This window comes from Streptomyces sp. NPDC059787 (genome assembly GCF_042732315.1).
GTDB lineage: Bacteria > Actinomycetota > Actinomycetes > Streptomycetales > Streptomycetaceae > Streptomyces > Streptomyces atrovirens.
This window is the reverse complement of record NZ_JBHWHX010000024.1, coordinates 1-26,975: the sequence shown is the minus strand read 5'-3', so window position 1 is coordinate 26,975 and position 26,975 is coordinate 1. Positions and strand designations below refer to the sequence as shown.

Below are 26,975 nucleotides of genomic sequence, written 5' to 3'. Positions count from 1 at the left end.
GTCTCGCGACGATCATCCCGGACAACGGGGTCGACGCCATGCACATGGCGGACGTCGACGGCGTCCGGCTGGCCGGCTTCCTGATCGACGCGGGCCCGGTCAACTCCGACACGCTGCTGCGGATCGGCCAGGAGGGCTCCTCCGCGGACCATTCCGCCAACCCGACCACCATGCAGGACGTGTTCATCCGCATCGGCGGCGCGGGTCCGGGGCGGGCCACCGACTCCGTCGTGGTCGACAGCGACGACGTGATCGTCGACCACACCTGGATCTGGCGCGCCGACCACGGCGAGGGCGTCGGCCGGGAGACCGACCGCGCCGACTACGGACTGCGCGTCAACGGCGACGACGTCCTCACCACGGGCCTGTTCGTCGAGCACTTCAACAAGTACGACGTGGTCTGGAGCGGCGAACGCGGCCGCACGGTCTTCTTCCGGAACGAGAAGGCGTACGACGCCCCCAGCGAGGCCGCCGTCACCCATGACGGCATCGTCGGATACGCGGCCTACAAGGTCGCCGACTCGGTGAACGAGCACGAGGCCTGGGCGCTCGGCAGCTACTGCAACTACACGTCCGACGACACCATCGTGCGGCACCACGGATTCCAGGTGCCGGTGAAGCCCGGCATCAGGATGCGGCACCTCCAGGTGATCTCGCTCGGCGGCAAGGGGCAGTACCGCCACGTCATCAACGACACGGGCGCGCCCACCTCGGGAACCGACACCGTCCCCTCCAAGGTCACGCGGTTCCCCTGAGCGTGACAGTGCCCCGCGCCGGATTCAGAACAGCCGCCCCTGCCCGTCGGGGGCGGTCCGACGCGGGGTACGGCGCGGGCCGGGGCCCCGCACCGGGGACCCCTCCCCGAACAGCGGCGCCGTGCCGTACTCGTCCGGCTCGGCCGGCACCACGACGGGGCCGGTTCCCACGTTGAGGCACAGCGGAGCGTCGAGGTCGAAGTCCCCGGGCGTCATGTCCGTCCAGTCGCGTTCCCGACGCTCACTCACCGACGCTCCGCTCCCCGTCCATCCGGCCAGGTTATCGGTCGTCCGGCACCCCGGGAACGGCGCGCTGCCCGGTGTCACCCGACGGTGAGACGCAGGTCACACTCCCGTTCCGGTCACACAAGGCGGAGCCCGTCCGTCAGTGCCGTGTCACCACGAGAAACGACCGGGGAGATCATCATGGAAGCGCGTCTCGACTTATTCGCCAGCCCTCTCGCGGCCAGGGTGCTGAAGCACATCGGCTCGGCGGGCAGGGCGGTGGCGGACTCCGGGCTGCCGGGCACCACCCAGGAGCTGGTGAAGATCCGCGCCAGCCAGATCAACGGCTGCGGCTTCTGCACCGACATGCACACCAAGGACGCCGCCGCGGCCGGGGAGACCCCGGTCCGCCTCAACCTGGTCGCCGCCTGGCGGGAGGCCACGGTCTTCACCGAGGCGGAGCGCGCCGCGCTGGAACTGACGGAGCAGGGCACCCGGCTCGCCGACGCGGCCGGCGGCGTCGGCGACGAGGCCTGGGCGAACGCCGCCGAGCACTACGACGAGGACCAGCTCGTCGCCCTGATCTCGCTGATCGCCGTCATCAACGCCTACAACCGCGTCAACGTCATCAACCGGCAGCCCGCCGGCGACTACCGGCCCGGCCAGTTCGGCTGACCCGACCGCGTCCGCCCCGGCCCTCGACGGGCCGGGGCGGGCGTCCGGTCAGGCCTCCGCGCGCTTCGGCAGCCGCCAGCCGGGCCGCGGGAAGTGGCAGGTGTAGCCGTCCGGGTAGCGCTGGAGGTAGTCCTGGTGCTCCGGCTCGGCCTCCCAGAAGGGGCCGGCCGGCACGACCTCGGTCACCACGGCGCCCGGCCACAGCCCCGAGGCGTTCACATCGGCGATCGTCTCCTCGGCGACGCGCTTCTGCTCGTCGTCGACGTAGAAGATGGCGGAGCGGTAGCTCGTCCCGATGTCGTTGCCCTGCCGGTTCTTCGTGCTCGGGTCGTGGATCTGGAAGAAGTACTCCAGGATCGTGCGGTAGTCGGTGACGGCGGGGTCGTAGGTGATCTCGATCGACTCGGCGTGGGTGCCGTGGTCGCGGTACGTCGCGTTCGGCACGTCACCGCCGCTGTAGCCCACCCGAGTGGTCAGCACACCCGGGAAGGTGCGGATCAGCTCCTGCATGCCCCAGAAGCAGCCGCCCGCGAGCAGCGCCCTCTCCTCGTTCGTCGTCATCTTCGTCTCGCCCTTCTCCCACGTGTCCTGCGGCGTTCATCAGTGAGAACCGCACCGGCGACCCCATTGTTCCGGCCGTGCCGGCACCGCCGGACAGCGGGCCGGACGGCGGCGGACCGACGGGTTCGCGCCCGACCGCGCGACGGTGCCGGAAAAGGGACACGGCCGGTTTCCCGGTCCGTCTCCGCCCGGTGGTGACCGCGCGTCCCGTCGCCCACCAGGTGTTCGCCCTGCAAGTGGTGATCGCGCTCGTCCTCGCCGCGGCGGCGGCCCTGGTGCTCCAGGCGCGTGCCGACACCGGGCGGGAGGCCCGCAACAGGGCTCTCGCCGTGGCGCGGGCCTTCGCCCGGGCGCCGGGCGACCACCACGGACGAGGGCGGACGCGGGCTGTTCCTCGTCGCCGGGTTCGCCGAACGCCGGGGCACGCGGTACACGGCGAGGTCATCCGGACGGAACAGCCGCTGCCGGCCGGGGAAGGCGGATGAGCCCTCGCGGGGTGCCCGGCGGTTCAGGCGAGGAGCGAGATGCGGGCCGTGATGCTCTTGCCGGCCGGCTCCTGCCGTACGTCCAGGGCCTGGGCGACGGCCATCACGATCTCCAGTCCGTGCTGGCCCACTCGGCCGGGGTCCGCGTCCCGGGCCACCGGTGGCGCGGGGTTGCCGTCCCGGACGATCACCTCGACGGCGTCGCCGGCGACCCGCAGGTCGAGGCCGACGGGGCCCGGAGCGTACTTGCGGGCGTTGGTGACCAGCTCGCTGACCACGAGCTGGGTGACCTCCACCGCGCGGGTCGACACCGGGAGACCGTCCTCCACCCGCGCCCGGGTCAGGAACGCGGCGGCGAGATGGCGTGCCTGGGCTATCCAGGCACCGTCGTCGTCCAGGTCGTACGAAGCCCGCAGCCGCGGTGCGCCCGGCACCGTGTCCCCCTCGTCGACTGGAACTGGTTCCATCCGGTCCGCCTTCACTCACTGATCACACCGCGCGACTACCCGCATCGCTCCCCCGCACGCCACTGAAGTGTGACAGGTGCCTCCGACATCGGGTCGCCGTGGTCGGCGGGAAGCCCTCCTTACGGCGGTGACCTGCGGGTTCTGCCCGGTCAGCGCGGTGGGCGGGTCGGCGGCAAGGCGACGGGCACCCCCGGACGGGGTGCCCGTCGCCCCCGTGTCAGCGCGCCGCCGGCTCCCGCGCGGGGCGGGAGACGCCCACGGCGGCCAGTGCCGCGCCCGCCAGGCGCAGCAGACCGGTGACGACGACGGCCGTGTGGACACCGTTGAGGAAGGCCTGGCCGCTGCCCTGCGCGACGGCCGCCCGCAGGCCGGCCGGCATGTCGGCGGAGACGGGGGCGACGCCCATGGCGACCGCGTCCTCGGCCTCGTGCAGCCGCTGCGCCAGGGCCGAGGGCACGCCCGCCGCGGTCAGTTCCCCGGTGAGGGTCGAACCGACCCCGCCGCTGATCAGGGAAACCAGGACGGACGTACCGAGCGCGCCGCCGATCTGCAGGGTGGTGGCCTGCAGCCCGCCGGCCACGCCGCCGTCGCCGACCGGGGCGCTGCCGACGATGGCCTCGGAGGACGCGGCCATCACCATGCCGACGCCGAGGCCGAGCGCGACGAACGGCGGCCACATCGTGGCGTACGACGAGTCGGTCTGCCAGGTCAGCATGCCGAAGCAGGCGGCGGCCTGGAGCAGCATGCCGAGCGGCATGGTGAACCGGGCGCCGAAACGCTGGGTCAGGGCCGCGCCGAGCGGGGAGGCGACCAGGGAGGCCAGGCTGAGCGGCAGGGTGTGGACGCCGGCCTCGACGGGGGTGAGGCCGCGTACGTTCTGCAGGTACAGCATCACGAAGAAGATCACGCCGAGCATGACGAAGAAGTTGAGCGCGGTGACGACCGCGCCCACCGTCAGCGTCCGGCTGCGGAACAGGCGCATCGGCAGCAGCGGGTGCTCGACGCGGGTCTCGTACCGGCCGAAGACGGCCAGGAGCAGCACACCGGCGGCGACGGCGCCCAGGGCGCCCGCGGAGGTCCAGCCCCACGTCTCGCCCTTGACCACGCCGAAGACCACGCACAGCAGTCCCAGGGCGAGCAGTACGACACCGGGGATGTCGAAGCGGTGGCGGCCGGTGCTGTTGCGGCTCCGCGGGAGCACGCAGGCGCCGAAGAGCAGCGCGACGACGCCGATGGGCGCGTTGATGCAGAACACGGACTCCCAGCTGACGTGTTCGACGAGCAGGCCGCCGACGATGGGGCCGAGGGCCGTCGACACCGCCGAGACCATGGCCCAGATGCCCACCGCCATGCCGAACCTGCGCGGCGGGAACACCGCCCGCAGCAGACCGAGGGTGTCGGGCATGAGGAGACCGCCGAAGACGCCCTGGAGCGCGCGGAAGACGACGACGCCCTCGATGGATCCGGACAGGCCGATGGCGATCGAGGCGAGGGTGAATCCGACGACGCCGACGAGGCAGTACGTGCGCCGTCCGAAGCGGTCGCCGAGCTTGCCGCCGAGGATGAGGGTGGCCGCGAGGGCGAGCAGGCAGGCGTTGGTCACCCATTGCAACTGGGCGGTGGTCGCGTGGAGTTCGCTGCCGATGACCGGGTTGGCGATGGCGACGACGGATGCGTCGAGCTGCACCATGAACAGGCCGAACGCGACGGCGCACAGGGTGAGCCAGGGGTTGGACCGCAGCCGGCCGGCCGACGCGGGTGCCGGGGCGGTCGCGGGCAGGGGCGAATGATCCACGGATGTGGACGAGGGCATGGGTGAGCCTTCTCTTGACGAGGGTGGAACGGAGGGACGGCGGGCGGCGCCGGGAGCGCGGCTCGTCAGCGGGCGGCGGGGTGCAGCCGGCTCGTCAGGGCGGTGAGCGCCCCGACGGCGGAACCGAGGGCGCCGAGTTCGCCGTCGGTGAGGGACATCAGGGCCTGCCTGATGTGGGCGGTCTCCAGTTCGCGCACCTCGGCCAGCCGCCGGCGGGCGGTGTCGGTCGGGTACAGATGGGCGCCCCGCTTGTCGGCGCTGTCCTGCCGGCGCTCCAGCAGTCCCGCCTCGGTCATCCGGGAGACCAGGGTGCTGACGTTGTTGGGCTTCATCAGCAGCGCCTGCGCGGCCTCGCGCACGGTGGCGCCCTCGTTCCGTGCGACGAACCGCAGCAGTGCGAGCTGCCCCTCGGGGGGCTTGGGGTGCGGGTAGGAGGCCGCGATGTGCCGGTCCAGGGCCCGGTGCAGCGCGGGCAGACACGCCGCGAGGCCGGAGGCCGTGCGGTCGATGTCCCGGCTGGGGACGCTGGAGGAGTCGGTCACCCGACGAGGATGGATATGGGCCTATAGGTATGCCAAAAGAGGTAACTCAGCCGGCCGGGGTGCCGTCGGTCCTGGACTCCAGTGCGCGCAGGACGGCCACCATGTCCTCGCCGCCGTGGCCGCCGGCCACGATCTCGTCGAAGAGGGCGTGGCAGACGTCGAGGAGCGGGGAGGCCAGGCCGGCCTTGCGGGCGGCCCGGGCGATCAGGCGGTTGTTCTTCAGTACGTCCGTGGCGGCGGCCTGGACCGCGAAGTCACGGGCCAGCAGCTTGGGCGCCTTCATCCGGGAGACGGCGCTGGCCATCGGGCCGGCGTCCAGGACGTCGAGGAAGCGGCGGCGGTCGAGCCCGTGCCGGTCGGCGAAGTGGAACGCCTCGGTCAGTCCGGTGACCTGGGTGATCAGGAAGAGATTCACCGAGAGCTTCATCAGCAGCGCGCCCGGCACCGCGCCGCAGTCGAACGTCTCGCGGCACATCGGGGCGAGCAGGGGCCGTACGGCCGCCACGGCGGAGGGGTCGCCCGCCAGCATCGCGACCAGTCGCCCCTGTTCCGCCGGGGCCCGGGAGCCGGAGACCGGGGCCTCGGCGTAGGCGCCGCCCGCCTCGCGGACGGCGTCCTCCAGGGCTGCCGAGTGCTCCGGCGAGGTCGTGCCCATGTGAACGACGGTGCGTCCGGCGACACGGGCGGCGAAGTCCGGGGTGCCGCGCCCCAGCACCGTGTCGACGGCCGTCTCGTCGGCCAGCATGAGGAGCACGGTGCCGGCCCGCTCGAACACCTCGCCGGCGCTCCCGGCGACCTCGGCCCCGGCCTCGCGCAGAGGGGCGCACCGGGCGGGGGTGCGGTTCCAGACGACGAGGGGCGTTCCGGCGCGGGCGAGGTTGAGTGCCATGGGCCGGCCCATGACTCCGAGTCCGATGAAACCCACGCGCACGACGCACCGCCGTTTCCGGGCCGCGCTCACGCGGCACCTCCTCCATGACCGCTGTCATAGTAGCCGCCGCCATGACAGCCGTCATAGGGTGAGGGAAGGGAAGTCGCGGGAGGTCGGGGATGGCGGTGTCCGAACGGGGACCACGGGAGCGGATGGTCTTCAGCGCGGCCCAGCTCATCCGGCGCGACGGGGTCGCCTCGACGGGGATGCGCGAGGTGGCCGCGCACGCGGAGGCGCCGCGCGGATCGCTCCAGCACTACTTCCCGGGCGGCAAGGAGCAGCTCGTCAACGAGGCGGTGGGGTGGGCGGGCCGGTACGCGGCCGGGCGTGTCGCCCGGTTCCTCGCCGCGCTGCCCGAGCCGACGCCCGGTGGACTGTTCACGCAGATGGTCCGGCAGTGGACCGACGAGTACGAGAGCAAGGGCTTCGGCGGCGGCTGTCCGGTCGCCGCCGCCACGGTGGACCGCGCCGAGTCCACCACGTCGACCCGTGAGGCCGTGTCGGCCGCCTTCGCCGAGTGGACCGGTGCGGTGGCCCTGGCCCTGTCGGACATGGGCGTCCCCGCCGAACGCGCCCGGCCCCTCGCCACCCTGATGATCAGCTCCCTGGAGGGGGCGATCCTCATGGCCCGCGCGGAGCGGGACGTCCGCCCCCTGACGACGGTGTCCCGCGAACTCGGCCCCCTCCTGGACTCGGCGGCGAACACACCCGGCTGACCCCGCCTCCCCCGTGATCGCGTGCGCCCACGGGGCGGTGAGCCGACGTGCTCCCCGACCTGAAGTCCGGAGCCGCCCGCCCCTTCCGCCGGCAGGGGCTCGAGGCCGGACACCGCCCGGTCGTCCCGAACGATCCGCGTGGATGCCTTGTGGTACCGGTCCCTGCGCCGGTCGGCCGCCTCGACGCACCGGCGCGCGGCCCTGCTACGGGCCTCGGCCCGGCTCTCCGGTCCCCCTCCCGAACTCCCTATCCTTCCCGGCCGTGTCGGCGGAGGACTGCGGACCGGACGGGAGCGCCCTGTGACGTACCCCGGATCAGAGGCACACCGGTCCGGGCAGCCGCGCGGGACGACTCCCGCCGGGGCCACGACGGAAGGCCGGGGACCGGCCGGGGCGCACCCTGTGACGTGCCCGGGATCAGAGACGCGCCGGTTCGGCCGGGCTCGGCCTCCGGGCGGCCTCGCGGAGGCGTCGGCCGCGGCGGGTCGGTCCCCATGGCTTGAGGACCGAGATCGCCGTCATGAAGACGTAGGCGGTCAGGGAGACGACCGGCCCCATCAGGACGTCGCCCCCGTCGGGCAGGGGATGCCCGGCGGACACGGCCGCCGCGGCGGCGTTCACGCCCGGCCGCAGCGCGAAGGCCGTGGCGGTGGTCGTGGCCAGGGTCAGCCAGAACTTCGTCCACACCCAGCGGTGCCTCGCCAGTCCCCAAGGCGTGCCCAGGGACAGGACGAGGCCGCTGAGGAGCGTCAGGAGGGCGACCGGCAGCATGAGCCGGTCCGCGAAGAGCTTCATGGCCCGGACGGACGCCTCCACCACGGCCGCGGACCCGGTGGTGTTCGCGGTGACACCGAGCGCGAGCAGCCCGACGGTGAGTCCGAGCCAGCCGGCGGAGGCGAGGACATGGACGACGAGGTGGGCCCGGCGTGCGGGGCGGCTGAGTTTCACCCGGCCCACGGTGCCGGGCCCGGGCGGCGCGGACATCCGACGGCGGGAGTAACCCCGCGTACTGACGTCGGCGTACGCCGGACGCGGTCAGCGTGCGCGCAGCCGGCCCACCTCCGTCAGGGTGCGCCGGGCCGCGTCGGCCAGCCGGGGGTGGCCGCGCACGAAGCGGCGGGCGGCCCGCGCCGGCTCCCGGCCCAGCCGGTACGCGGCCCCGCCCGGTCCCGGACGCACCACGGCACCTTCGTAGACCGGGAGTTCGCGGGTCTTGAGGGAGTCCTTGTAGCGGGCGGGGCCGCTGCCCAGGTCGACCGTGCGGATGCCGTCGGCGGCAGCAGCCTGGAGCATCCGCAGGTGCAGCACCAGTCCGGGCGAGTACCGGCCGTGGTCACGGTCGTACGCGGGGAACCACCAGGACAGCACGGTGGCCGAGCGCAGGCCGAAGTGGGCGGCCACGGGGCGGCCGTCGGCGTACAGCACGGAGAGCAGCCCGCGGCACTCGGGATCGTCGCCGTGCGCCAGCAGGTCCACCAGCCGGGTGATCCACTGCTGGGCGAACCGGTCCCGGCGGCCCGTCCGCCGGTACTGGGCGGATTTCCAGCGCATCAGCGCCCGTAACGCCTCGGGGTCCCGTGCGTCGTACACGAACCGCACCTCGCCGACCTGCCGGGCGAGCCTGCGTTCCTTGGCCAGGGTCTGCCTGAGGAAACCGGGGGAACGGGCGCGCAGCCCGTCGGTGTAGTGCTCGTATCCCCGGTCGAGGTCGACGACCGGGCTCGCGAGTTCCTCGACGGCGTGCGGTACGAAGAGGTGCTGACCGGCCTCCAGGTTGTCGAACTCCCACGAGGAGAGCGCGCAGGCCGCGAGCAGGGTGCGCGGGTCGAGCCGGAGGCCGGGGCGCAGGACGGCGCCCTGGCTGTCCGACACCCCGAGCCCGATGGCCCGGCCCTGGCCCAGCGGCCCCCTCTCGTACGGGAGGAAGCCGACGGGTGCCCCGTCGTCCTGCAGTACGGCCACCCTGGCGCCGGACCTGACCTGTCCGACGGCCGTCGTGAACACCGGGTCGAGAAACGGGTTCTCCGGTGCGCCGGACTCGGCGCGCAGGTCTCTCCACGTCTTGTACTCGCTCGGCCCGAGCTCGTCGGGCCGCACCACGAGAACGCGCTTTCCGTACATGTGTGTGCCTCCTGTGTCGTCACGGTTCCCGGGACACGAGAAGGCCTGCTCGTCACCGTGGACCGGCTCGGGGAGCACGCCGCGGGCGGCACCCGGCCGCACGGCGCAGGCCTCGGGCGGTACCGCGGTCGCTCAGCAGCGGAATGTCTGCAGGCCGGCGGCGCTGGGGGCCGGACCGGCCGGGCCCCGGTCCGGTGGCGGTCCCACCGGGTACGGCCGGGGAGCGGATCGTCGCTGCGCGCCGGCCGTCGGGTGGGCGGGGCCGGCCGCTCCGGCCGCCCCCGAGGCCCTCGGCGGGCGGGCGAGGGGCCGGTGGAGCGAGGTGCCGTCCTCGCCGGACAAGGGTTGGCCGACGGCCTCGGGCATGTCGGCGGCCCCGGGAACAGCCTCGGCCGGACCGTGCTGCTGTACGGCGGGGTGCGCCGGGGCGGGCCGGTCCGTCGCCGGTGCCGGGGAGCACAGCGTCCAGAGCAGCATCGAGGCCAGCAGTACGACTGCTGCCGCCGCCCGTCGAGACCGCACCGGTCACCCCTTCGGCATGCGTCCGGCGGGGGTGGGTACACCGGGTCGGCGCCGGGCGGGCCCCCCACGCATGTGCGCCCGGCACGTCTTCCAGTAGCGCCGAGCGCGTCCCGCTCCGTCAAGTCCCCCGCGTCGCGAGGCGGCGCACTCGGTGCGCACCGGCCGCGGTGCCTCCCGCGGGCCCCGCCCTTCACTCCGGGGTGCGCGTCCCGGCGGGCGGCGAGGGCCGCAGCCGTCCGTCCATCCGTCCGCCCGTCCGCCCGTCCGTTCGGGCGGGCCCCCGCCGCCGGGATGATGTTTCGGCCGAAACCGCGGCGTGCCCCCGGCCCGCTCCGGGCACCTGTGATCGGTGACTTCCCCTGACTACCTCTTCACCCTGCTCGGGGCCGGTGCCCTCGGCGCGGCCGTGCTGCCCCGGCTGGTGGCCCGCAGACCGCTGTCGCTCCCGCTGGTGTTCCTCGTCTGCGGAGTCGTCCTCCAGTCGCTGTCCCTGCCCATGCCCGAGATCGACCCGGTGGCGGACCGGACGTGGGTGGAGCACGTCACCGAGATCTGTGTGATCGTCTCCCTCATGGGCGCCGGTCTCGCCCTGAACCGGCCGTTCGGCCGCCGGCGCTGGCAGGGCACCTGGCGGCAGCTGGGCGTCACCATGCCGTTGACCATCGTGGCCGTGGGCCTCCTGGCCTGGGGCCTGCTCGACTGGCCGCCGGTCGCCGCGCTGCTGCTGGCGGCCGTGCTGGCGCCGACCGATCCGGTACTCGCCTCGGAGGTGCGGGTGGGCGCGCCCACCGACTCCGAGCACGACGAGGACGAGGTGCGCTTCACGCTGACCAGCGAGGCCGGGCTGAACGACGGTCTCGCCTTCCCCTTCGTCATGGCGGCCGTCGCCCTCGCCGCCGCGGGCGGACGTCCCACCGGTGAGGGGATCGCCCACTGGGCGCTGGTCGAGGTGCTGTACAAGTGCGTGGTGGGCGTGTCGGCGGGGCTCGCCGTCGGCACGCTGCTCGGGTGGCTGTTCTTCCGGGCGGGCCGGCGGGCGATGCGGCTGTCCGAGCACCGGGAGGGGTTCGTCGCCATCGGCGCCACGTTCCTCGCCTACGGGGTGACGGAACTGCTGCACGGCTACGGCTTCGTGGCCGTGTTCGTCACCGCCTGCCGGATCCGCAGGGCGGAGCGCGCCCACGGCTACCACGTGGTGCTGCACGATTTCGTGGAGCAGGTGGAGCGGCTGCTGACCGCCGTACTGCTGTTCCTGCTCGGCGTGTTCGTCGCGCAGGGCGGTCTGGCGTCGCTGACCTGGCAGGGGGCGGCCGTGGGTCTGCTGCTGCTGTCGGCGGTCCGGCCGCTGACGGCGTGGGCCGCCCAGTTCGGTACGTCCGCCGGACCGCGGGAGCGGGTGGTGATCGCCTTCTTCGGGATCCGCGGCATCGGCTCGCTGTTCTACCTGGCCCACGCGCTCGGCACCCCCGGTTTCGGCGTCCCGGCCGAGCAGTTGTGGGCGGTGGTGACCTTCACGGTGCTGGCGTCCGTCGTACTGCACGGGGTGAGTGCCACCCCCGTCATCTCACGCCTCGACCGGCTGCGGGCCCACCGGGCCCGGGCGGGCGGTACGAAACCGGAGCCGGACGAGGACGAGGTGGCGGGCGAACGCCTCTGACCGCTCCTCTTCCCTGAGGGAGGGGGACTCCCTTCGAGGGCACGGGAATTGGGCCGCGCATTGGCATAGACCTGACACCACTCGGCTGGTTAAGCTCTGCTCAACTCAGGCTGAGAGCGCTCTCACACTGCGGTTGTTCCACCCCCACCTTGCTGGAACGACGAAGGGCACCTTCCATGAGACGCACCCGACTCACATATGCCGGCGTGGCCGCTCTGCTCATGATCGGCAGCTGGACCGCGGCCGGCACCCTGCCGGCCTCGGCGCAGGACGCCCCCGACTCCCCCACCGCCCGCGCCGCCGACTCCGCGCCCGCCTCCGACGGCCTGCTCCAGGCGATGCAGCGGGACTTCGGGCTGACCCGCGCCGAGGCGGAGGACCGGCTGGCCGCCGAACGCGAGGCCACCGCGCTCGCGCCCGAGGCCCGTAAGACCGCCGGACCGGCGTACGGCGGCGCCTGGTTCGACGCGAGGAGCGAGAAACTGACCGTGGCCGTCACCCCGGACGCCGACGCCTCGACGGTACGGTCCCTGCGCGCGTCCGGCGCGGCCGTCCGCACCGTCGAGCACAGCGCCCGGCAGCTCGACGCGGCCAAGTCCCGTATCGACCGCCTCGACGCGCCCTCGGGCGTCAGCAGCTGGGCCGTCGACCCGGCCGCCAACACGGTCGTCGTGAACGTCGTCGCCGACAAGCGCGCTGACAACGATGTCCGCTCCTTCGTGGACGAGGCCCGCGAGGCCGGCCCGGTCACCGTGCGGACCGTGGAGGCCGCGGCGGAGACCTTCGCCGCCGGGACGGTGGGCGGCGACCCGTACTACACCGGCAACGTCCGCTGCTCCATAGGCTTCTCGGTGCACGGCGGCTTCGTCACCGCCGGGCACTGCGGCGGCGTCGGCGGCCAGGTCAGGGGCTGGGACGGCTCGTACATCGGCAACTTCCAGGGCTCCTCGTTCCCGGGCAACGACTACGCCTGGGTGAACGTGGGCAGCGGCTGGTGGACGGTGCCGGTGGTGCTCGGCTGGGGCACGGTGTCGGACCAGCTGGTGCGCGGCTCGGCGGAGGCACCGGTCGGCGCCTCGATCTGCCGCTCCGGCTCCACGACCCACTGGCACTGCGGCAACGTGCTGGCCAAGAACGAGACGGTCAACTACAGCCAGGGCGCGGTCCATCAGATGACGAAGACCAGCGTCTGCGCCGAACCGGGCGACTCGGGCGGCTCGTTCATCAGCGGCGACCAGGCACAGGGCGTCACCTCCGGCGGCTGGGGCAACTGCTCCGGCGGGGGCGAGACCTGGTTCCAGCCGGTCAACGAGATCCTCAACCGCTACGGGCTGACCCTGCACACGGCCTGACCGATCACGACCGGGAGCGGGCCCCGCCGGGCGACCGGCGGGGCCCGTTCCCGCGCGCGCCCGGCACTTCCCGCAAAAGTTACCGTGCCGTAACTTACTCACGGGTTACCGGCGGTAAGTGAGCGCTGCTAGTTTCCGGTTCACCTTCCTGGAGCAGAGCGAGGAGTGAGCCGTGAGCCGTATCAGCAGCGTGCTGACCACCGTGGTCGCCACGACCGCCTGTGTCTGCGTGTCCGCGCCGCCCGCCGCCGCGAGCGACCCCGTGGTGTCGCGGGGCGTCACCGTCCCCGCCTTCTACACCCCGCCCGCCGAACTGCCCGCGGGCGACGGCGTACTGGTCCGCCACGAGCCACTGCGTCTCGGACTGAGCCTGCCCGGCCTGGACGGCCGCACCCTGCCCGGCACCGCGACCCGCCTGATGTACACCTCCACCGACTCCAACGGGCAGCCGGTGGCCGTCACCGGGGCCTACATCGAGCCGTCCGCCGGCTGGAAGGGCGACGGCCCGCGTCCCCTGGTGGTCGTCGGCTCCGGAACCATGGGCCAGGGCGACCAGTGCGCGCCCTCGCTGGCCCTGCAGAACCCGCTGACCCTGACCGGGGAGACGCTGTCCGTCGGATACGACAACCTGGCCGTCTACCGGCTCCTGGCCACCGGCGCCGCCGTCGTGGTGACCGACTACGTCGGGCTCGGGGCGACCGACCGGCTGCACACCTACGTCAACCGGCTCGACCAGGGGCACGCCATGCTGGACGCGGCCCGCGCGGCCCGCTCCGTGCCGGGCGCGTCGGTCACCGCCGACTCGCGCGTGGGTCTGTACGGCTACAGCCAGGGCGGCGGGGCCAGCGCGTCCGCCGCCGAATTGCACTCCGTCTACGCACCCGAGGTGAACCTCGTCGGCACCTACGCCGGCGCGCCGCCCGCCGACCTGACGGCGGTCATGAAGGGCATCGACGGCAGCGCCCTGGCGGCCGCGCTGGGCTGGTCGATCAACGGTTTCGCCCAGGCGGAGCCCGCGTTGAAGGAGGTCGTCGACCAGCACATCAACGCCACCGGCCGAAGCGCCCTCGACGACATCGGCACCAGCTGCGTCGGGGACGCGATCCTCAGCCACGGCTTCACCAGGAGCACCAAGTGGACGAAGGACGGCAGCTCGCTCGCCGACATCATCGCCGACGAGCCGGACGCCCGGGCCGTCCTCGACGAGCAGCGCGTCGGCAGGCTCGAGCCCACCGGCCCGGTCCGCCTGGTCACCGGCGTCCAGGACGACATCGTGCCGCACGCACAGGCCCGTCGACTGGCCCTGGACTGGTGCCGCAAGGGCGCCGACGTCACCTACAAGGCCGTCGTGCTGCCCGACCTCGGCGACAAGCTCCTCACCAACCACCTCGTGCCGCTGCTCACCGACCAGGGTGACGCGGTGGAGTGGCTGACCGACCGGCTCGAGGGCGAGCCGGCGCGCTCCAACTGCTGGACCATGCCGGTCCAGCCCTGAACCGCCGGCAACGTGGCGAGCCCCGTCCCGAAGTTCCGGGACGGGGCTCGAACGGAGCGCCGGGCAGGCCTTGCACCTGCATCTCCCCGCAGGAAGCGGGGCGTCTTTCCTTGGACCACCAACGCACGGTCGGGCTTTGGGTATTTCCGCCGCCGTGACCTGGGACAACCATAGCGCTGATCGCCTCAGTAGTCACATCGGTTCACATCCGTCCCAGGAGTGCCCCGGTGGGGGCTCCCTCGAAGTTCCGCTCGACCTGCGCCTTCTCCGCCGCGCTCGGGTAGGGGTTGGTGCACGAGGTTCCGGCGCTGGCGCCCGACATCAGGCTGGAGCAGGGGCCGGGCTTGCGGTCCGGCAGGCCCAGCATGTGGCCGAGTTCGTGGGCCGCGATACGGATCGTGGAGTAGCCCTGGTCCACGGCCTGGCGCCCGATGTGGACGGTGCCGTTGCCCATCGAGGTGGGGACGGAGCGGGGCCAGCCGTCGTCCGCCACGATCCGCACGTCGGCGCGCTGCCCGGACGCGGCCGGACGCAGCTCGACGGTCTCGACGCTCTCGTTCCAGATCGCCGCTCCCCTCTCGACCGCGGCCTTGAACTCCGCGGCGCCGCTCGCGTCGTAGGTGACCACGTCGTCGGCCACCTGGCGCTGGGCCGTTCCGACGGACGCGACGGGCGCGACGGCCACGGCCGGGCCGTTCAGCAGCGGGCCGGACAACACGAGTACCGCGGCCAGGCCGCCGGTCAGCGTGCGGACTCTCATGGTCGACCTCCTTGTGGGGGGGGCGGGCGGTCGTGCTCATGCCGCTTCCGCTTCCGCCTGCCCGCCGGCACGGACTCCAATCCGTCGTCGCGGCCACCCGCCGATCCAGAAGCCGCGCTGCTGAATTCCATGGAAGGGATCGGTTGGACTTCCCGATCGGGCGGGGGCACTGTGGCAAGGGTCAACACCATCCCACGGGACACCCCCACTCGCATCACCGGAGAACCGCCGATGAACCACATCGCCCGCCCCGAGCGTTACGACGGCACCATGCGCTACCGGCGCACCGGCCGCTCGGGGCTCGACCTCCCCCTGCTGTCCCTGGGCTACTGGCACAACTTCGGCGACGACAAGCCGTTCGAGACGCAGCGCGAGATCGCCCTGCGCGCCTTCGACCTGGGCATCACCCACCACGACCTGGCGAACAACTACGGCCCGCCCTACGGCTCCGCCGAGATCAACTTCGGCCGGCTGATGAAGCGGGACCTCGCGCCGTACCGGGACGAGCTGGTGGTCTCCACCAAGGCCGGCTGGGACATGTGGCCCGGCCCGTACGGCCAGGGCGGCGGCTCCCGCAAGTACCTGCTGGCCTCGCTGGACCAGTCACTGAAGCGCATGGGCCTGGAGTACGTGGACATCTTCTACTCGCACCGGCTGGACACCACCACTCCGCTCGAGGAGACGATGGGCGCCCTCGACACGGCGGTCCGCCAGGGCAAGGCGCTGTACGTCGGCATCTCCTCGTACGACGCCGAGCGCACCCGCGAGGCCGTGGCGATCCTCCGGGACCTCGGGACCCCGCTGCTGATCCACCAGCCGTCGTACAACATGCTGAACCGCTGGATCGAGACGGACGGCCTGCTGGACGTGGCCCAGGAGGAGGGCTTCGGGGTCATCGGCTTCACGGCGCTCGCGCAGGGGATGCTGACCGGGCGCTATCTGGACGGCGTCCCGCGGGACTCGCGGGCGGCGGCCGGCAAGTCGTTCGACACCGAGTGGCTGACCGACGACATGCTGCACCGGCTGCGCGCCCTGAACGACATCGCGGCCCGGCGCGGGCAGACCCTCGCGCAGATGGCGCTGGCCTGGGCGCTGCGGGACCCGCGGGTCACCTCGCTGGTCATCGGCGCGTCCCGCACCGAGCAGCTGGAGCAGAACGTCGCCGCGCTGGAGAACCTCGACTTCGGCGCCGAGGAGCTGGCCGAGATCGACAAGTACGCCACCGAGGGCGGCGTCGACCTGTGGCGCGAGGCCCGGCTGGGCACGCTGGGCTGAGTCCGGGGGCGGCGCCGTGAGGTGTGCGCCGCCGTGAAAGGGGAACTGCGGTGCGGTGAGCCGCTTGGCCCCCTCACCGTTCGGAGGGCCGTATGCAGACCTTCCTGCCGTACCCCGACTTCTGTGAGTCGGCGCTGGTGCTCGACCGGCGCCGGCTGGGCAAACAGCGGGTGGAGGCGATCCAGGTGCTGCGCGGTCTGATCGTGCCCGGCTACGGGTGGCGCCGCCATCCCGCGGTCCGCATGTGGACCGGCTACGAGGAGGCGCTGGTGCGGTACGGCCTGGAGATCTGCCGGGTCTGGCGCGACCGGGGCCATCAGGACAGCTGCGCCGCCACCCTCGTCGCCGACCTCGCCGGGGTGCGGCCCGGAGCGCCGGTACGCGGTCAGCGGGAGCTGGCCGGGGCCGGTGAGCTGCCGCCCTGGCTGGGGGACGACGCCGTGCACCGCAGCCACCGCTCGGCGCTGGTCCGCAAGGACCCGGCCGTCTACGCCGGTCTCTTCCCCGGGGAACCGGACGACCTGCCGTACGTCTGGCCGTCGTCCGACCGCGATCCGGAGACGGCCGCCGGCTGACCCGCCCGCGTCGGGCAGGGGTCCTCGCTTCCCCGTCGCCCTGCGACCGCACCGCGTACGGGGAGAGTACGGTCAGCGCGCAGGCCGCCCGTACGGATCGCAGGCCCGGGCGCACGATGCCCCGACGCCCCCTTCCGGGGTCCGCCGGGGCATCCGGACGGTGCGGGCCGTCAGTGCGAGGACAGGTACTCCTCGACTCCCGGTGCCGCGTGCGCGTCCTCCGCGTTCACCACGCCGCCGACCGCCTCGGCGTCGGGCTTGAGCACGTACGTCTCGACGCTCGCGGGGCGGTCGACGTCGGAGAAGTTCTGCGGGGTGCCGAGGCCGGTGTCGGCGTTCGTCTGCGAGCGGTGCGCCTTGACGACGTCCTCACGGGTGAGGCCGCCCGCCTCGCAGGCCTTCTTCAGGTCGGCGCCCATGAGCTGGGCGGCGTTGTACCCGGACAGCACACCGGAGTCGACCGGCGAGTCCGGGTACTTCTTCTGATACGACGCCACCATGTTCTTCACGCCGGGCAGGTCGGAGCTGACCGCGGGCGCGGCGCTCACGATGTTGAGCATCGCCGCCAGGGCGGGCGCGGCGGGGGTCTTCATGAGCTGGGGCGCGAAGCCGGGGGCGCTGCTGACGACGGGGACCTTCAGACCGCGGGAGGCGGCGACGCCGACGAGGGAGGCCGTCTGCGCGGGTCCGGCGCTGATCAGGACGGCCTTCACGCCCTCCTTGCGCAGGGCCGAGACCTGGGCGGACAGGTCGGTGTCCGTGGCCTTGATCTTCTGCCCGGCCACCTTCAGTCCGGCCTTCCCGGCCGCCCAGGTGGACCCTTCCAGCGCGTTGGCGCCGTAGTCGCCCTCGAAGTAGACGTGACCGATGGTGTCGCCCTTCTTCAGGCCCTTGGCGCGGGTGAGGAACTCGACGGCGGCGATCATGTCGACGTCGTACGTGGTGCCGAGGACCTGGATGGCGTCCTTGCCGAGCAGGGAGGCCGCCCAGGCCTGCGGGAAGGTGAGCACCTTGTCCCGCTCGATGTCGTCGAGCAGCGCGGCGACCACCGGGGAGCCGATGACCTGGGGCAGCGCCACGACGTCCGGGGCGATGTCGGCGTAGGCGGTGACCGCCTTCTGCACGTCGTAGCCGTGGTCCTTGACGACGATCTCCACCTTGCGGTCACAGATGCCGCCCTTGGCGTTGGTCTCGTCGGCCCACATCTGCTGGGCCTGCACGATGCTCTTGCCGAGGGTGGCGTAGGGACCGGTCAGGTCGGTGAGGGCGCCCAGCCTGATGGTGTCGGCGCCGACACCGGGTCCGGTGCGGACGCCGTCGGCGGCCTCGCCGCCCTTGTCGCCGTCGTCCGCCTTGGAGCTGCATCCGGTGGCCGCGAGCAGCAGGGCGAGGGCGCCGGCGAGGACGGTCCCGGCGGTGCGGTGCCGGTTGCGGCGGGTGCGGTGCGTGGTGTTCACGGAGTGTGCTCCTTGGGTCGTGCGGCCGGTTGCGGAGGCGAGGGGACGACGGTGTGCGGGGCGGGGGTACGGGATCGGCGGCGCCGTACGCGGTCCTGGACCCGGCGTGCCAGGCCGTGCAGACCGTCGGGGGCGTACAGCAGGACCAGGACGATCGCCGCGCCGTAGAGGTAGCGGGCCGCCTCGGTGGGGCCCACGGCGCCCTCGGCGGAGCCCGGGGCGGTCACCAGCGGGAGCTGGTCGGCGTACCGGGTCATCAGCAGCGGCAGGGCGGTGACGAAGACGGCGCCGGCGGTGGCTCCGGCGACGGACCCGAGGCCGCCGATGACGATCATGGCGAGGTAGTCGACGGAGAGCGCGAGGGAGAAGTAGTCCGGGACGACGCGGCGGAAGGCGAGCGCCAGGAGCACTCCCGCGAGGCCCGCGTACATCGACGACACCACGAAAGCCGCCGACCGGTGCCGGGCGACGTCGACCCCCATCACGGCGGCCGCGGTCTCGCTGTCGCGCAGGGCGGCCAGCGCCCGGCCGGGGCGTGAGCGCAGCAGGCCGCGGGCGGTGAACCAGGTGAACGCGAACAGGGCCAGGCCCAGGAACCACAGCCGTTCCTCCGCGCCGAACGGCACGCCGAGGACGGTCAGTTCGGGGTCGCCCTGGGCGAAGGTGAACCCGCCGAGGGTGAGCGGGGGCACGGAGCGGCCGTTGAAGCCGCCGGTGACGGAGTCGGCGGTCAGCAGGACGTGGTGGCCGAGGAAGACCAGCGCGAGGGTGGCGATGCCCAGGTAGATGCCCTTGACCCGGGCGGCGACGGGACTGAACAGCCCGCCGGCCGCTCCCGCGAGCAGGACCGCGAGGAGCGCGGCGAGGGCCGGGGGCAGTCCGGGGCCGGGTTCGCCGGCCAGCCAGGTGTAGCCGTAGGCGCCGACGGCGAGGAAGAAGGCGTGGCCGAGGGAGAGCTGTCCCGCGGTGCCGCTGAGCAGGGCGAGGCCGGTGGCGCCGATGGCGGCGGCCATGGAGAACAGGCCGATGCGCAGCCAGAAGGCGTCCAGGTAGAACGGCGGCAGGCACAGGAGGACGGCGAGCAGCAGGAGCCAGGCCCGGCGGCGGGTGAGGGCGGCGAGGAGTCGGTCAGACACGGGCCGCTCCCTTCGCGCCGAACAGCCCGGTGGGCCGTACGAGAAGGACGAGCAGCATCACCGCGTACGGGGCGACGTCGCCGAATCCCTCGCCGAGGACGTGCAGTTCGGACTGGTAGCCGACGGCGAGTGCCTCGGTCAGGCCGATGATCAGGCTGCCGGCGAGGGCGCCGGCCGGGGAGGCGAGGCCGCCGAGGATCGCGGCGGGGAAGGCGTTGAGGGCGATCTGCCCGGTGGTGCGTTCCAGTCCCGGCGCGGGGAACGCGGCGAGGAACACGGCGGCCAGCGCGGCGAGCGCGCCCGCCAGGCACCAGGCGCCCGCGCGGACCCGGCCGAGCCGTACGCCCATGAGCGCGGCGGCCTCCAGGTCCTCGGCCGCCGCCCGCAGGGACAGCCCCCAGGAGGTGAACCGGAAGAGCGCGAACACTGCGCCGATGACCACGGCCGACACCACGATCGCGGCGAGCCGGCTGTCGGCGACGGTCACCGGGCCCAGCTCGGTCACCGCATCGCCCCACGGGTCGCCCAGGGACAGCAGGTCGCCGCCGATGCGCCGGGAGAGATCGGTGAGCAGGACGATGTCGATGCCGATGGTGACGATGGTCTGGACGTGTGCGGAGTGGGCGTCCTGGCCGCCGCGTTGCAGCAGGAACCGGTCGAGCGCGCCGGCGAGGGCGGCCGTGGTGAGGACCGCCAGGGCGAGCGCTCCGGCGAAGCCGAGGTCGTCGTGGAGTACGGCGGTGAGGTAACCGCCGAGCAGGAGCAGGGAGCCGTGGGCGAAGTTGAGGACGCCGGAGGCCTTGAAGATGACGACGAAGCCGAGGGCGACCAGCGCGTAGACCGCGCCGAGTGCCAGTCCGCCGAGGATGTTGTCGAGGAATGCCGTCATGCCGCGTCCTCCCCGGTCGCGTCGGTGCCGAGGTAGGCGCGCAGCACCTCGGGGTCCTGGCGGACCTCGTCGGGGGTGCCGTGGGCGATGGGCTTGCCGAAGTCGAGCACGGTGACGTCGTCGGCGAGGCGCATGACGAGGCCCATGTCGTGCTCGACGAGGACGATGGACAGGCCGAGTTCGGCGCGGAGTTCGCCCACCACCTCGGCGGTGCGGGCGCGTTCGGCGGCGTTCATGCCGGCCACGGGTTCGTCGAGGAGCAGCACACGGGGTTCCAGGCAGAGGGCGCGGGCGAGTTCGACGCGCTTGCGGTCGCCGTACGACAGCAGGGCGACGGGGCTGTCGAAGTGGTTCCCCAGGCCGGTGAGTTCGGCGATCTCGCGCGCTCTGGCGAGGTGTTCGCGCTGTTCCCGTACGGCGCCCGGCAGGCGCAGCGCGCTCGCGGCGAATCCGGCGCGGGACAGGGCGTGGCGGCCGAGCATCAGGTTGTCGGCGACGGTGCCGTGGGTGGTGACGATGTTCTGGAAGGTGCGGGCCACGCCGAGCGCGGCGATGCGGTGCGGGGCGAGACGGGTCAGCTCGGTGTCACCGAGCGTCACCGTGCCGGCGGCCGGACGGCACAGGCCCGACAGCACGTTGAAGCAGGTCGACTTGCCGGCGCCGTTGGGTCCGATGAGCGCGTGCACCGAGCCGGGGGCGACGGTGAAGGAGACGCCGTCGAGGGCGGTGAGTCCGGCGAAGCGCACGGTGACGTCCCGTACGTCGAGCGCGGGCGGTGCGGTGGTGGTGCGGCCGGTCACGCCGCCCCCTGGTCCTCGGCCGACTCGCCCAGGTAGAGGCGGCGTACGGCGTCGGTGCGGGCGAGTTCGTCGGCGGGTCCGGACAGGCGGGTCTCGCCGACCTCCAGGACGTGCGCGTGGTCGGCGAGGGAGAGCGCCATGCCGGCGTTCTGCTCGACGAGGAGTACGGCGGTGCCCTGGGCGTTGATCTCGCGGATCACCTCGGCGATGCGGTACACCATCTGCGGGGCGAGGCCGAGGGAGGGCTCGTCGAGGAGCAGCAGGCGCGGGGCGGCCATCAGGGCGCGGCCGATGGCGAGCATCTGCTGTTCGCCGCCGGAGAGCAGGCCTGCGGCCTGGTGGGTGCGTTCGGCGAGGCGGGGGAAGAGCGTGAAGACCCGGTCGCGGGCCTCCTGGACCTGGGCACGGCCGCGCCGGCCGAGGCCGAGACCGCCGGAGCGCAGGTTCTCGTCGACCGAGAGTCCGGCGAACACCCGTCGCCCCTCGGGGACCTGGACGACTCCGGCGCGTACCGCCGCGACGGGGTCCTTGCCGTCGAGCACCGTGTCGCCGTAGCGGATGCGGCCGGCCGTGATCGCGCCGCGGTGCAGGCGCAGCGTGCCGGAGACGGCGCGCAGCAGGGTCGTCTTGCCGGCGCCGTTGGCGCCGAGCAGGGCGACGACGGTGCCGGGCGGCACGGTCAGGGACACGGAGCGGAGGGCGGACAGTGCGCGGCCGTAGGTCACGTCGACGTTCTCGACGTGCAGCGCGGGCGGGCTGTCCGGTGGTGCTTCGGGCATCACGGCTCCTCGGGGCCGGGCCGCGCGGGGCGGCGGCGGCTTCGGGGGAAGGGGTGCTCACGACAGCACGGGGGCGGGCGGGCGGTACAGGTTTCGGCGCCCGTACGCTGCGGCGTACCAATGGGGGCGGGCGGGGGTTGTGCGGGTGCCCATGCGGTGCCGTCGCGGCACCGGGACGGGGGCCCGGGGGCAGGGTGTCGCAGCAGCACCGGGGCGGAGTGTCGCTTGCCGCCTCCTGCGTGGTGCCGCTGCGCCCACCCTCCCCCACTCTCGGCTTCTCCCCCATGAGCGGGAGGTGCCCCCATCGCCCTGGGGGCACCTCCCAGGCCCTTGAGGCACTGGGGGAGGCACGACTGCCCGCAACCGCGTCAGGTGAGGAAGGTGCGGGCTGTCAGGGCCAGGGTGATTTCGACCAGGTCGGTGGGGCGGGAGAGGGAGCGGCCGGTGAGTTGTTCGTAGCGGCGGAGGCGGTTGAGGACCGTGTTGCGGTGGCAGTAGAGGCGGCGGCTCGCCCGCTGGGCCGAGCCGTCGCAGGCCAGCCAGGTGGCCAGGGTGTCCAGCAGGACCTCCGCGTCGGCGGGTTCGAGGTGGGCCAGCGGGCCGAGCAGCCGCTCGGCCAGCGCGGCGCCGAGCTCGGGACTCGACACCACCAGCGCCGCCGGCAGGTGCTCGGTCAGGTGGACCGTGCCGCCCTGCTCGGGGCACAGGCTCAGCGCGGTGTCCGCCAGCCGCCGCGCCTCCCCCACCGCGGAGAGCCCCTCGACCGCGCTGCTGACGCCCACCCGTACCCCCGCCGCCTGTTCCTCCGGCACCACGGGCTCCGTACCGTCCTCGACCAGGACGATGCCGTGATCGGCGTCCACTCCCGTGTGCCAGTGCACGCGCACACCCGGAGCGAGGGCCGCTTGGGCACCGGGACAACCGGTGGACCCGCCGCCGGCGACCGCGACGACCACGTACCGCCCGTGCTCGGGCAGCTCCAGCGCCTGCGCGGCCTCGGGCAGGTCGGCGATCCTGCTCGTGCCGTCCAGCAGGGCCGCGGCCAGCAGACGCACCCTGTTCTCCCTCCGCCACGCCAGCTGTCGCTCGGTCTGCCGGTAGGCGTCCGCGACGAGGGTGCAGTGCTCGTCGACGAAGTTCCACACGTCGGACGCCACGTGCACCAGCAGCCGTACGTCCTCGGGCGCCGTCCGGGACGTCTCGTCGACCAGGCCCTGCCACACCAGCGAGCCGCCCAGCCGGAAGGCGTGCAGCAGGGCGTCCAGCGGCAGCCCCTGCTCGGCGCGCGTGGCGCCGATCTTCCAGGTGCAGCGCCGCGCGGCGTCCCGGGCGCCCCGCGGATCGAGCAGGGAGGAGATGCTGTGCCGCAGCGAGCGGTGCACCTCCTGCCAGGTCGTGGTGGCGTCCCCCTCCACCGCGGCCCGGTACGCGGGCTCCTGCTCCTGCAGGACGGCGACCAGCCCGTCGGTGAGCTGGGGCAGGTCGTCCAGCAGGACGCGGGCGGCCCGGTGCAGCACGCGCAGCGCGTCGGCGTCGATCAGCGACCGCACGCGCGGTGTCCGGGGCCGCGGAGCGGGCGCGGGTCCAGGACGCGGCAGGGTACGTGGCCGTACGGCGTGTTGCATCGCGCATCTCCCCCAGGGTCGGCTTCCCGGCGGCGCCCGTGCGGCGGCGGTCCCCGTATCGGCGCCCGGCCGGTACGGGGGAGCCCGTGGGCCGGCCGCCATCGGACTCGTCCTGCCCCGAAGGATGACATACCGTCCGGTCGGTCCCTAGGGTTGTGCACCGGTCTTTTCCGCCTGCCCGACGAGACGGACCAGCTCGACGCGGGAACGGACCCCCAGGGTGGCGAAGATGTTCCGCAGGTGGTAGTCGACGGTGCGGGTGCTGACGGACAGGCTCAGGGCCACCTCCCGGTTGGTGGCGCCCTCGGCGACGCGCCGTGCGATACGCAGCTGCTGCGGGGTCAGCCGGGACAGCTCCCCGGTCCCCGGCCGGCCGGGGGCCGCGCCGCCCGCCCGCGACTCGGCGGCGGCCTGCTGCGCCCACAGGTGCGCGCCGCAGCGCTCGAAGCCCATCAGTGCCTCCCCCAGGCGGTTGCGCGCCTCACGCAGCCGGCGTCTGCGCCGCAGCCACTTGCCGTAGAGCAGTTCCGTGCGGGCCCGTTCGAAGTCCCCGGCCGTCTCCTCATGGCGGTCCAGGGCGCGCAGGTACAGGGTGTCGGCCGCGTCCGGGGCGGCCAGGAGGGCACGGCAGCGCAGGAGTTGGGCGGGGGCCTGCGGGTCGGCTCCGCAGGCGGCCCACAGGGCGAAGTCCTCGACGGCCGCGGCCGCGTGCTCGGGGCGTCCGGCGAGTGCGGTGGCCTCCACGAAGCAGGGGACGGCGAGCATCCACACCGCGAAGTGGCCGCGGCGGGCGCCGGGGCGGACCAGGGGGCCCAGCCGGTCCGCGGCCTCGCGGGGGCGTCCGGCGCCGAGGTCGGCGCGGGCCGCGGCCCACTGGGCGAGCGTCGCGGCCTGCGCGAGTCCGTGCCGGCGGGCGGTGCGCAGGGCCGCGGCGACGTGCTCGGCGACGATCTCCCGCTCCCCCTCGATGGACGCGGCGAGCGCCAGTACCGCGTGGTGGTGGGCGGCCGTGTTGCGCTGTCCGGTCCGCGACGCGGTGCGCAGCCCCTCCTCGGCGTGGGTCCGGGCGAGCTGGTGGTGTCCGGCGCGCAGTTCGGCGTAGGCCAGGTACTCCAGCGCTCTCGGTTCGAGGGCGGCGCAGCCGAGGGTGCGGGCCGCGGCGAGTGCCCGTGCGCCGGCACGGCGGGCGGCGGTCACGTCACCGAGCATGAGCGCGGCGGAGGCGGACCGCAGGAGCGGCTCGGGGTCGTCGCCGGACAGTCCGTGCCCGACCACCCGCCGCAGCGGGCCGGCGGCGCGGTCGAACCGTCCCAGCAGCACGGCCCGCATCCCGTCCCGGTGGTCCCGGAGCGGCCCGGAGCCCACGGGGACGACACCACGCGCGTCACCACCGGCAGCCCACCCGTCACCCGGCACCCCTGCCCCGGAGCCGCCCCGGCCGCCATCCGGCCCGGACACCCCCACCCCACCGACGGACCGCCCCGACACCCCGCCACCCGGCACCCCCACCCCGGAACCACCCGAACCGGACACCGCCACCCCACCGAGGACGTCCCCGGCGCCCACCCGGCCCCCGGCCCCGGGGCCGACATGCGCGGAGGACTCGGTCGCGGGTGCGGCGCCGATGGCAGCGGCGTGCACCGGGGGCCTGGCGGACGGTGTCTCCGTGGGGACGGCGGCCGGGGGCTTCGGGGCCGGTGCGGGGCCGGTGAGGGCGTGGAGGCAGGAGACGGGGTCGCCGGCGGCCCAGGCCGCGTCCGCCGCCGCCAGGGTCGCCGTACCGGCCGCCTCGTGGTCGGTCCCGGCGAGCAGACCCGCGGCCAGCAGGAAGGACTCGCGGGCGTCGTCCACCGGCCCGTCGGCGAGGAGCACCGCGCCCCGCAGGAACTCCGCGCCGCCGCGTACGGAGGCGGGGGCCGGGCGACTCCGGGCGGCGTCGAGCAGGCGCAGCGCCTCGGGCGAGTGCCCGGCGAGCAGGGCCGAACTCGCGGCGGCGGTGTAGCGGTGTGCCCGCTCCGCCCCGTCCGCCGTCAGTTCGGCGGCGCGGGTGAGCGCCCTGCGGCGCAGGGCCGGTGACGGCACGGAGGCCGCCGCCGCAGCGAGTTCGGCCGCGAGGCCGGGGGCGGGGGCGGGGCCCGTGACGCTCCAGGAGCGGTGCAGCAGCGCGAGGACGCCGTCCGCACCGGCGCCCGCCAGGCACGCGGCCAGTGCGCGGTGCGCGGCACGGCGTCGTTCGGGCGGCGCGCCGGCGTACACCGCCCTCCCCAGCAGCGCGCTGCGGAACCGCAGGCGGCCCTCGGCCAGGACCAGCACCTCGGGCAACGGCCGCACCGCGCCGGCCCCGGCCGCCCGCCGTACGAGGTCCGCGTCGGCGTCCGGTTCCCCCGTCGCGCGCACGGCGGCCGCCGCCGTCAGCAGCAGGCCGGCCCGGTCCGGCGGCAGGCCGGTCAGGCACCCGCCGGCCACCGCGCCGAGGACCTCCCCGTCGGCCAGCGGCCGGGGCAGCGCCCGGCCTCCGCCGAGCTGGGCGGGCGACAGCCGGCGGATCAGCGCCAGCAGCAGCGCGGGGTTGCCCTCCGCCGCCGTCACCAGCTCCTCGCGCACACCGGGGTCGGTGGTACCGCCGGTCACGTCGTCGACCACACGGGCCGCGTCCCCGGGTTCCAGCGGGTCCAGCCGCAGCACGGGCAGCGCCGCCAGCTCCCGGTCGACGGGCCGGTGTCCGGGAACCGTGAGGAGCAGCCCCGCCCGGACCCCCGCCGCACGCACCCGCGCGGCGGCGTGCCCCAGCGCGGCGCGCGACGCGGCGTCCCACAGGTGCGCGTCGTCCACGCACACCAGGAGCGGCGACGCGCCGGACGCCACGCGCAGGACGTCGAACAGCGCCTCCCCCGCCGTACCGTCGTCCGCGGCCCGCACGGTACGGCCGGCGGCGCGCAGCAAGGTGTGCAGGCCACTGAGCGGCGGTGCGCCGCGGCCGGGTTCGGCGCGTACGTGCCACACCGGTCCGGCGCGGAAGGAGCCGGCGGCGTGCTCCAGGAACGCCGTGCGGCCGCAACCGGGTTCACCGGTCACGACGTGGACGCCGCCGTCGGTGCGCAGCCCGTCCGGCAGCAGGTGGATCGCCTGGCGCCGCGGGGTCGTCTGTCCGGTCATTCACTCGACGTTACTCACGCGTAAGGTCGAGTGGAGGGGGCGCGTCCACGAGTGTGCCGGGGCCCAGGGCCCCCGGCGTCCGGCGGTGCGCGCGCACAACGCCGGTGGGGGGGGGGCGGCGGGGAACGCGGCCGCCCCCCCGGGCGGGGGGGGGGCGGGCGAGGGAGAGAGCTGTATGTGGTAGGGGGGGGGCACACCAGCAAGCC

24 protein-coding genes, 1 tRNA gene and 2 pseudogenes are annotated in these 26,975 nt (G+C 74.1%); 9 read left to right on the top strand and 18 right to left on the bottom strand.

Features of this window, described 5'->3' with window-relative positions:
• Window positions 1-755: pseudogene (locus ACFV5H_RS22575) on the top strand (sialidase); the annotation flags it as partial.
• A gap of 24 nt (window positions 756-779) precedes the next feature.
• Here the strand turns inward: ACFV5H_RS22575 and ACFV5H_RS22570 are convergent.
• Complete coding sequence (locus ACFV5H_RS22570; RefSeq protein ID WP_385055404.1) at window positions 780-1,004, bottom strand: hypothetical protein; 225 nt, start codon at window positions 1,002-1,004, stop codon at window positions 780-782.
• A 177-nt stretch (window positions 1,005-1,181) separates the two neighbouring features.
• Here ACFV5H_RS22570 and ACFV5H_RS22565 point away from each other — a divergent pair, with 177 nt between their 5' ends.
• On the top strand, window positions 1,182-1,655 hold the full coding sequence (locus tag ACFV5H_RS22565) for a carboxymuconolactone decarboxylase family protein (RefSeq protein ID WP_385196900.1): 474 nt from the start codon (window positions 1,182-1,184) through the stop codon (window positions 1,653-1,655).
• Between the two features lie 48 nt (window positions 1,656-1,703).
• On the opposite strand, the gene msrA is transcribed toward ACFV5H_RS22565, so the two are convergent.
• A complete protein-coding gene (msrA, locus tag ACFV5H_RS22560) occupies window positions 1,704-2,216 on the bottom strand; it encodes a peptide-methionine (S)-S-oxide reductase MsrA (protein WP_383459945.1) in 513 nt (170 codons plus the stop codon).
• Window positions 2,217-2,567: 351 nt separating this feature from the next.
• Between msrA and ACFV5H_RS22555 the strand changes: the two are divergent.
• Window positions 2,568-2,753 (top strand): annotated as a pseudogene (locus ACFV5H_RS22555) (hypothetical protein); the annotation flags it as partial.
• Here ACFV5H_RS22555 and ACFV5H_RS22550 read toward each other — a convergent pair.
• From ACFV5H_RS22550 to ACFV5H_RS22535, 4 genes are all read right to left on the bottom strand, one after another.
• Window positions 2,725-3,168 (bottom strand): ATP-binding protein, encoded by a 444-nt coding sequence (locus ACFV5H_RS22550; RefSeq protein ID WP_385196897.1) that lies wholly within the window; start codon window positions 3,166-3,168, stop codon window positions 2,725-2,727. The pseudogene ACFV5H_RS22555 and the gene ACFV5H_RS22550 sit on opposite strands and share 29 nt — an antisense overlap.
• A gap of 217 nt (window positions 3,169-3,385) precedes the next feature.
• On the bottom strand, window positions 3,386-4,981 hold the full coding sequence (locus ACFV5H_RS22545) for an MFS transporter (protein ID WP_385196894.1): 1,596 nt from the start codon (window positions 4,979-4,981) through the stop codon (window positions 3,386-3,388).
• A 65-nt stretch (window positions 4,982-5,046) separates the two neighbouring features.
• Complete coding sequence (locus ACFV5H_RS22540) at window positions 5,047-5,523, bottom strand: MarR family winged helix-turn-helix transcriptional regulator (RefSeq protein WP_385196892.1); 477 nt, start codon at window positions 5,521-5,523, stop codon at window positions 5,047-5,049.
• A 46-nt stretch (window positions 5,524-5,569) separates the two neighbouring features.
• Window positions 5,570-6,454 (bottom strand): NAD(P)-dependent oxidoreductase, encoded by an 885-nt coding sequence (locus ACFV5H_RS22535; RefSeq protein ID WP_385197032.1) that lies wholly within the window; start codon window positions 6,452-6,454, stop codon window positions 5,570-5,572.
• A 119-nt stretch (window positions 6,455-6,573) separates the two neighbouring features.
• Between ACFV5H_RS22535 and ACFV5H_RS22530 the strand changes: the two genes are divergently transcribed.
• On the top strand, window positions 6,574-7,170 hold the full coding sequence (locus tag ACFV5H_RS22530; RefSeq protein ID WP_385196890.1) for a TetR/AcrR family transcriptional regulator: 597 nt from the start codon (window positions 6,574-6,576) through the stop codon (window positions 7,168-7,170).
• Between the two features lie 417 nt (window positions 7,171-7,587).
• On the opposite strand, the gene ACFV5H_RS22525 is transcribed toward ACFV5H_RS22530, so the two are convergent.
• The 3 genes from ACFV5H_RS22525 to ACFV5H_RS22515 form a co-directional block, all read right to left on the bottom strand.
• Window positions 7,588-8,154, bottom strand: coding sequence for a DUF2269 family protein (locus ACFV5H_RS22525; RefSeq protein WP_385196887.1), 567 nt, complete (start codon window positions 8,152-8,154; stop codon window positions 7,588-7,590).
• A 51-nt stretch (window positions 8,155-8,205) separates the two neighbouring features.
• Window positions 8,206-9,291: a GNAT family N-acetyltransferase gene (locus ACFV5H_RS22520; RefSeq protein ID WP_385196885.1), complete on the bottom strand. Its 1,086-nt coding sequence runs from the start codon at window positions 9,289-9,291 to the stop codon at window positions 8,206-8,208.
• A 132-nt stretch (window positions 9,292-9,423) separates the two neighbouring features.
• Window positions 9,424-9,813, bottom strand: a complete 390-nt coding sequence (locus ACFV5H_RS22515) for a hypothetical protein (RefSeq protein ID WP_385196883.1) — start codon at window positions 9,811-9,813, stop codon at window positions 9,424-9,426.
• A 349-nt stretch (window positions 9,814-10,162) separates the two neighbouring features.
• Between ACFV5H_RS22515 and ACFV5H_RS22510 the strand changes: the two genes are divergently transcribed.
• From ACFV5H_RS22510 to ACFV5H_RS22500, 3 genes are all read left to right on the top strand, one after another.
• Window positions 10,163-11,470: a cation:proton antiporter gene (locus tag ACFV5H_RS22510; RefSeq protein ID WP_385055427.1), complete on the top strand. Its 1,308-nt coding sequence runs from the start codon at window positions 10,163-10,165 to the stop codon at window positions 11,468-11,470.
• Window positions 11,471-11,646: 176 nt separating this feature from the next.
• A complete protein-coding gene (locus ACFV5H_RS22505; RefSeq protein WP_385055430.1) occupies window positions 11,647-12,822 on the top strand; it encodes an alpha-lytic protease prodomain-containing protein in 1,176 nt (391 codons plus the stop codon).
• Window positions 12,823-12,994: 172 nt separating this feature from the next.
• Window positions 12,995-14,317 carry a lipase family protein gene (locus ACFV5H_RS22500; RefSeq protein ID WP_385196881.1) on the top strand — a complete coding sequence of 441 codons (1,323 nt, stop codon included), beginning with the start codon at window positions 12,995-12,997 and terminating at the stop codon, window positions 14,315-14,317.
• 55 nt (window positions 14,318-14,372) lie between these two features.
• On the opposite strand, the gene ACFV5H_RS22495 is transcribed toward ACFV5H_RS22500, so the two are convergent.
• Window positions 14,373-14,442, bottom strand: a tRNA-Gly gene (locus tag ACFV5H_RS22495).
• Between the two features lie 77 nt (window positions 14,443-14,519).
• Window positions 14,520-15,077, bottom strand: coding sequence for a snapalysin family zinc-dependent metalloprotease (locus tag ACFV5H_RS22490; protein ID WP_385055435.1), 558 nt, complete (start codon window positions 15,075-15,077; stop codon window positions 14,520-14,522).
• 231 nt (window positions 15,078-15,308) lie between these two features.
• On the opposite strand from ACFV5H_RS22490, the gene mgrA reads away from it, so the two are divergent.
• A complete protein-coding gene (gene mgrA, locus ACFV5H_RS22485; protein ID WP_385055437.1) occupies window positions 15,309-16,352 on the top strand; it encodes an L-glyceraldehyde 3-phosphate reductase in 1,044 nt (347 codons plus the stop codon).
• Between the two features lie 92 nt (window positions 16,353-16,444).
• On the top strand, window positions 16,445-16,927 hold the full coding sequence (locus ACFV5H_RS22480; RefSeq protein ID WP_385055440.1) for an MSMEG_6728 family protein: 483 nt from the start codon (window positions 16,445-16,447) through the stop codon (window positions 16,925-16,927).
• Between the two features lie 170 nt (window positions 16,928-17,097).
• Here ACFV5H_RS22480 and ACFV5H_RS22475 read toward each other — a convergent pair whose 3' ends face one another.
• From ACFV5H_RS22475 to ACFV5H_RS22445, 7 genes are all read right to left on the bottom strand, one after another.
• Window positions 17,098-18,384 (bottom strand): ABC transporter substrate-binding protein, encoded by a 1,287-nt coding sequence (locus ACFV5H_RS22475; protein WP_385055442.1) that lies wholly within the window; start codon window positions 18,382-18,384, stop codon window positions 17,098-17,100.
• Window positions 18,381-19,520, bottom strand: a complete 1,140-nt coding sequence (locus ACFV5H_RS22470) for a branched-chain amino acid ABC transporter permease (RefSeq protein WP_385196879.1) — start codon at window positions 19,518-19,520, stop codon at window positions 18,381-18,383. The genes ACFV5H_RS22475 and ACFV5H_RS22470 overlap by 4 nt, the downstream gene beginning before the upstream one ends.
• Window positions 19,513-20,409, bottom strand: a complete 897-nt coding sequence (locus ACFV5H_RS22465; protein WP_073934114.1) for a branched-chain amino acid ABC transporter permease — start codon at window positions 20,407-20,409, stop codon at window positions 19,513-19,515. The genes ACFV5H_RS22470 and ACFV5H_RS22465 overlap by 8 nt, the downstream gene beginning before the upstream one ends.
• Complete coding sequence (locus ACFV5H_RS22460) at window positions 20,406-21,209, bottom strand: ABC transporter ATP-binding protein (RefSeq protein WP_385055447.1); 804 nt, start codon at window positions 21,207-21,209, stop codon at window positions 20,406-20,408. Before ACFV5H_RS22460 ends, ACFV5H_RS22465 begins: the two co-directional genes overlap by 4 nt.
• Window positions 21,206-21,988: an ABC transporter ATP-binding protein gene (locus ACFV5H_RS22455; RefSeq protein WP_385055450.1), complete on the bottom strand. Its 783-nt coding sequence runs from the start codon at window positions 21,986-21,988 to the stop codon at window positions 21,206-21,208. Before ACFV5H_RS22455 ends, ACFV5H_RS22460 begins: the two co-directional genes overlap by 4 nt.
• Before the next feature lie 368 nt (window positions 21,989-22,356).
• Entirely contained in the window at window positions 22,357-23,613 is a 1,257-nt protein-coding gene (locus ACFV5H_RS22450; RefSeq protein ID WP_385055453.1) for a helix-turn-helix domain-containing protein, read from the bottom strand.
• Between the two features lie 147 nt (window positions 23,614-23,760).
• Window positions 23,761-26,769 (bottom strand): LuxR C-terminal-related transcriptional regulator, encoded by a 3,009-nt coding sequence (locus ACFV5H_RS22445; RefSeq protein WP_385055456.1) that lies wholly within the window; start codon window positions 26,767-26,769, stop codon window positions 23,761-23,763.
• Between the last annotated feature and the right edge of the window lie 206 nt (window positions 26,770-26,975).

Excerpts from the sequence above, each read along its gene's own strand:
- ACFV5H_RS22530 (WP_385196890.1), top strand. The coding sequence starts at position 6,574 with ATGGCGGTGTCCGAACGGGGACCACGGGAGCGGATGGTCTTCAGCGCG.
- ACFV5H_RS22525 (WP_385196887.1), bottom strand. The coding sequence starts at position 8,154 with ATGTCCGCGCCGCCCGGGCCCGGCACCGTGGGCCGGGTGAAACTCAGC.
- ACFV5H_RS22450 (WP_385055453.1), bottom strand. The coding sequence starts at position 23,613 with ATGCAACACGCCGTACGGCCACGTACCCTGCCGCGTCCTGGACCCGCG.
- ACFV5H_RS22445 (WP_385055456.1), bottom strand. The coding sequence starts at position 26,769 with ATGACCGGACAGACGACCCCGCGGCGCCAGGCGATCCACCTGCTGCCG.
- mgrA (WP_385055437.1), top strand. The coding sequence starts at position 15,309 with ATGAACCACATCGCCCGCCCCGAGCGTTACGACGGCACCATGCGCTAC.
- ACFV5H_RS22465 (WP_073934114.1), bottom strand. The coding sequence starts at position 20,409 with ATGACGGCATTCCTCGACAACATCCTCGGCGGACTGGCACTCGGCGCG.
- ACFV5H_RS22545 (WP_385196894.1), bottom strand. The coding sequence starts at position 4,981 with ATGCCCTCGTCCACATCCGTGGATCATTCGCCCCTGCCCGCGACCGCC.
- ACFV5H_RS22455 (WP_385055450.1), bottom strand. The coding sequence starts at position 21,988 with ATGCCCGAAGCACCACCGGACAGCCCGCCCGCGCTGCACGTCGAGAAC.
- ACFV5H_RS22550 (WP_385196897.1), bottom strand. The coding sequence starts at position 3,168 with ATGGAACCAGTTCCAGTCGACGAGGGGGACACGGTGCCGGGCGCACCG.
- ACFV5H_RS22565 (WP_385196900.1), top strand. The coding sequence starts at position 1,182 with ATGGAAGCGCGTCTCGACTTATTCGCCAGCCCTCTCGCGGCCAGGGTG.
- ACFV5H_RS22505 (WP_385055430.1), top strand. The coding sequence starts at position 11,647 with ATGAGACGCACCCGACTCACATATGCCGGCGTGGCCGCTCTGCTCATG.
- msrA (WP_383459945.1), bottom strand. The coding sequence starts at position 2,216 with ATGACGACGAACGAGGAGAGGGCGCTGCTCGCGGGCGGCTGCTTCTGG.
- ACFV5H_RS22520 (WP_385196885.1), bottom strand. The coding sequence starts at position 9,291 with ATGTACGGAAAGCGCGTTCTCGTGGTGCGGCCCGACGAGCTCGGGCCG.
- ACFV5H_RS22480 (WP_385055440.1), top strand. The coding sequence starts at position 16,445 with ATGCAGACCTTCCTGCCGTACCCCGACTTCTGTGAGTCGGCGCTGGTG.
- ACFV5H_RS22490 (WP_385055435.1), bottom strand. The coding sequence starts at position 15,077 with ATGAGAGTCCGCACGCTGACCGGCGGCCTGGCCGCGGTACTCGTGTTG.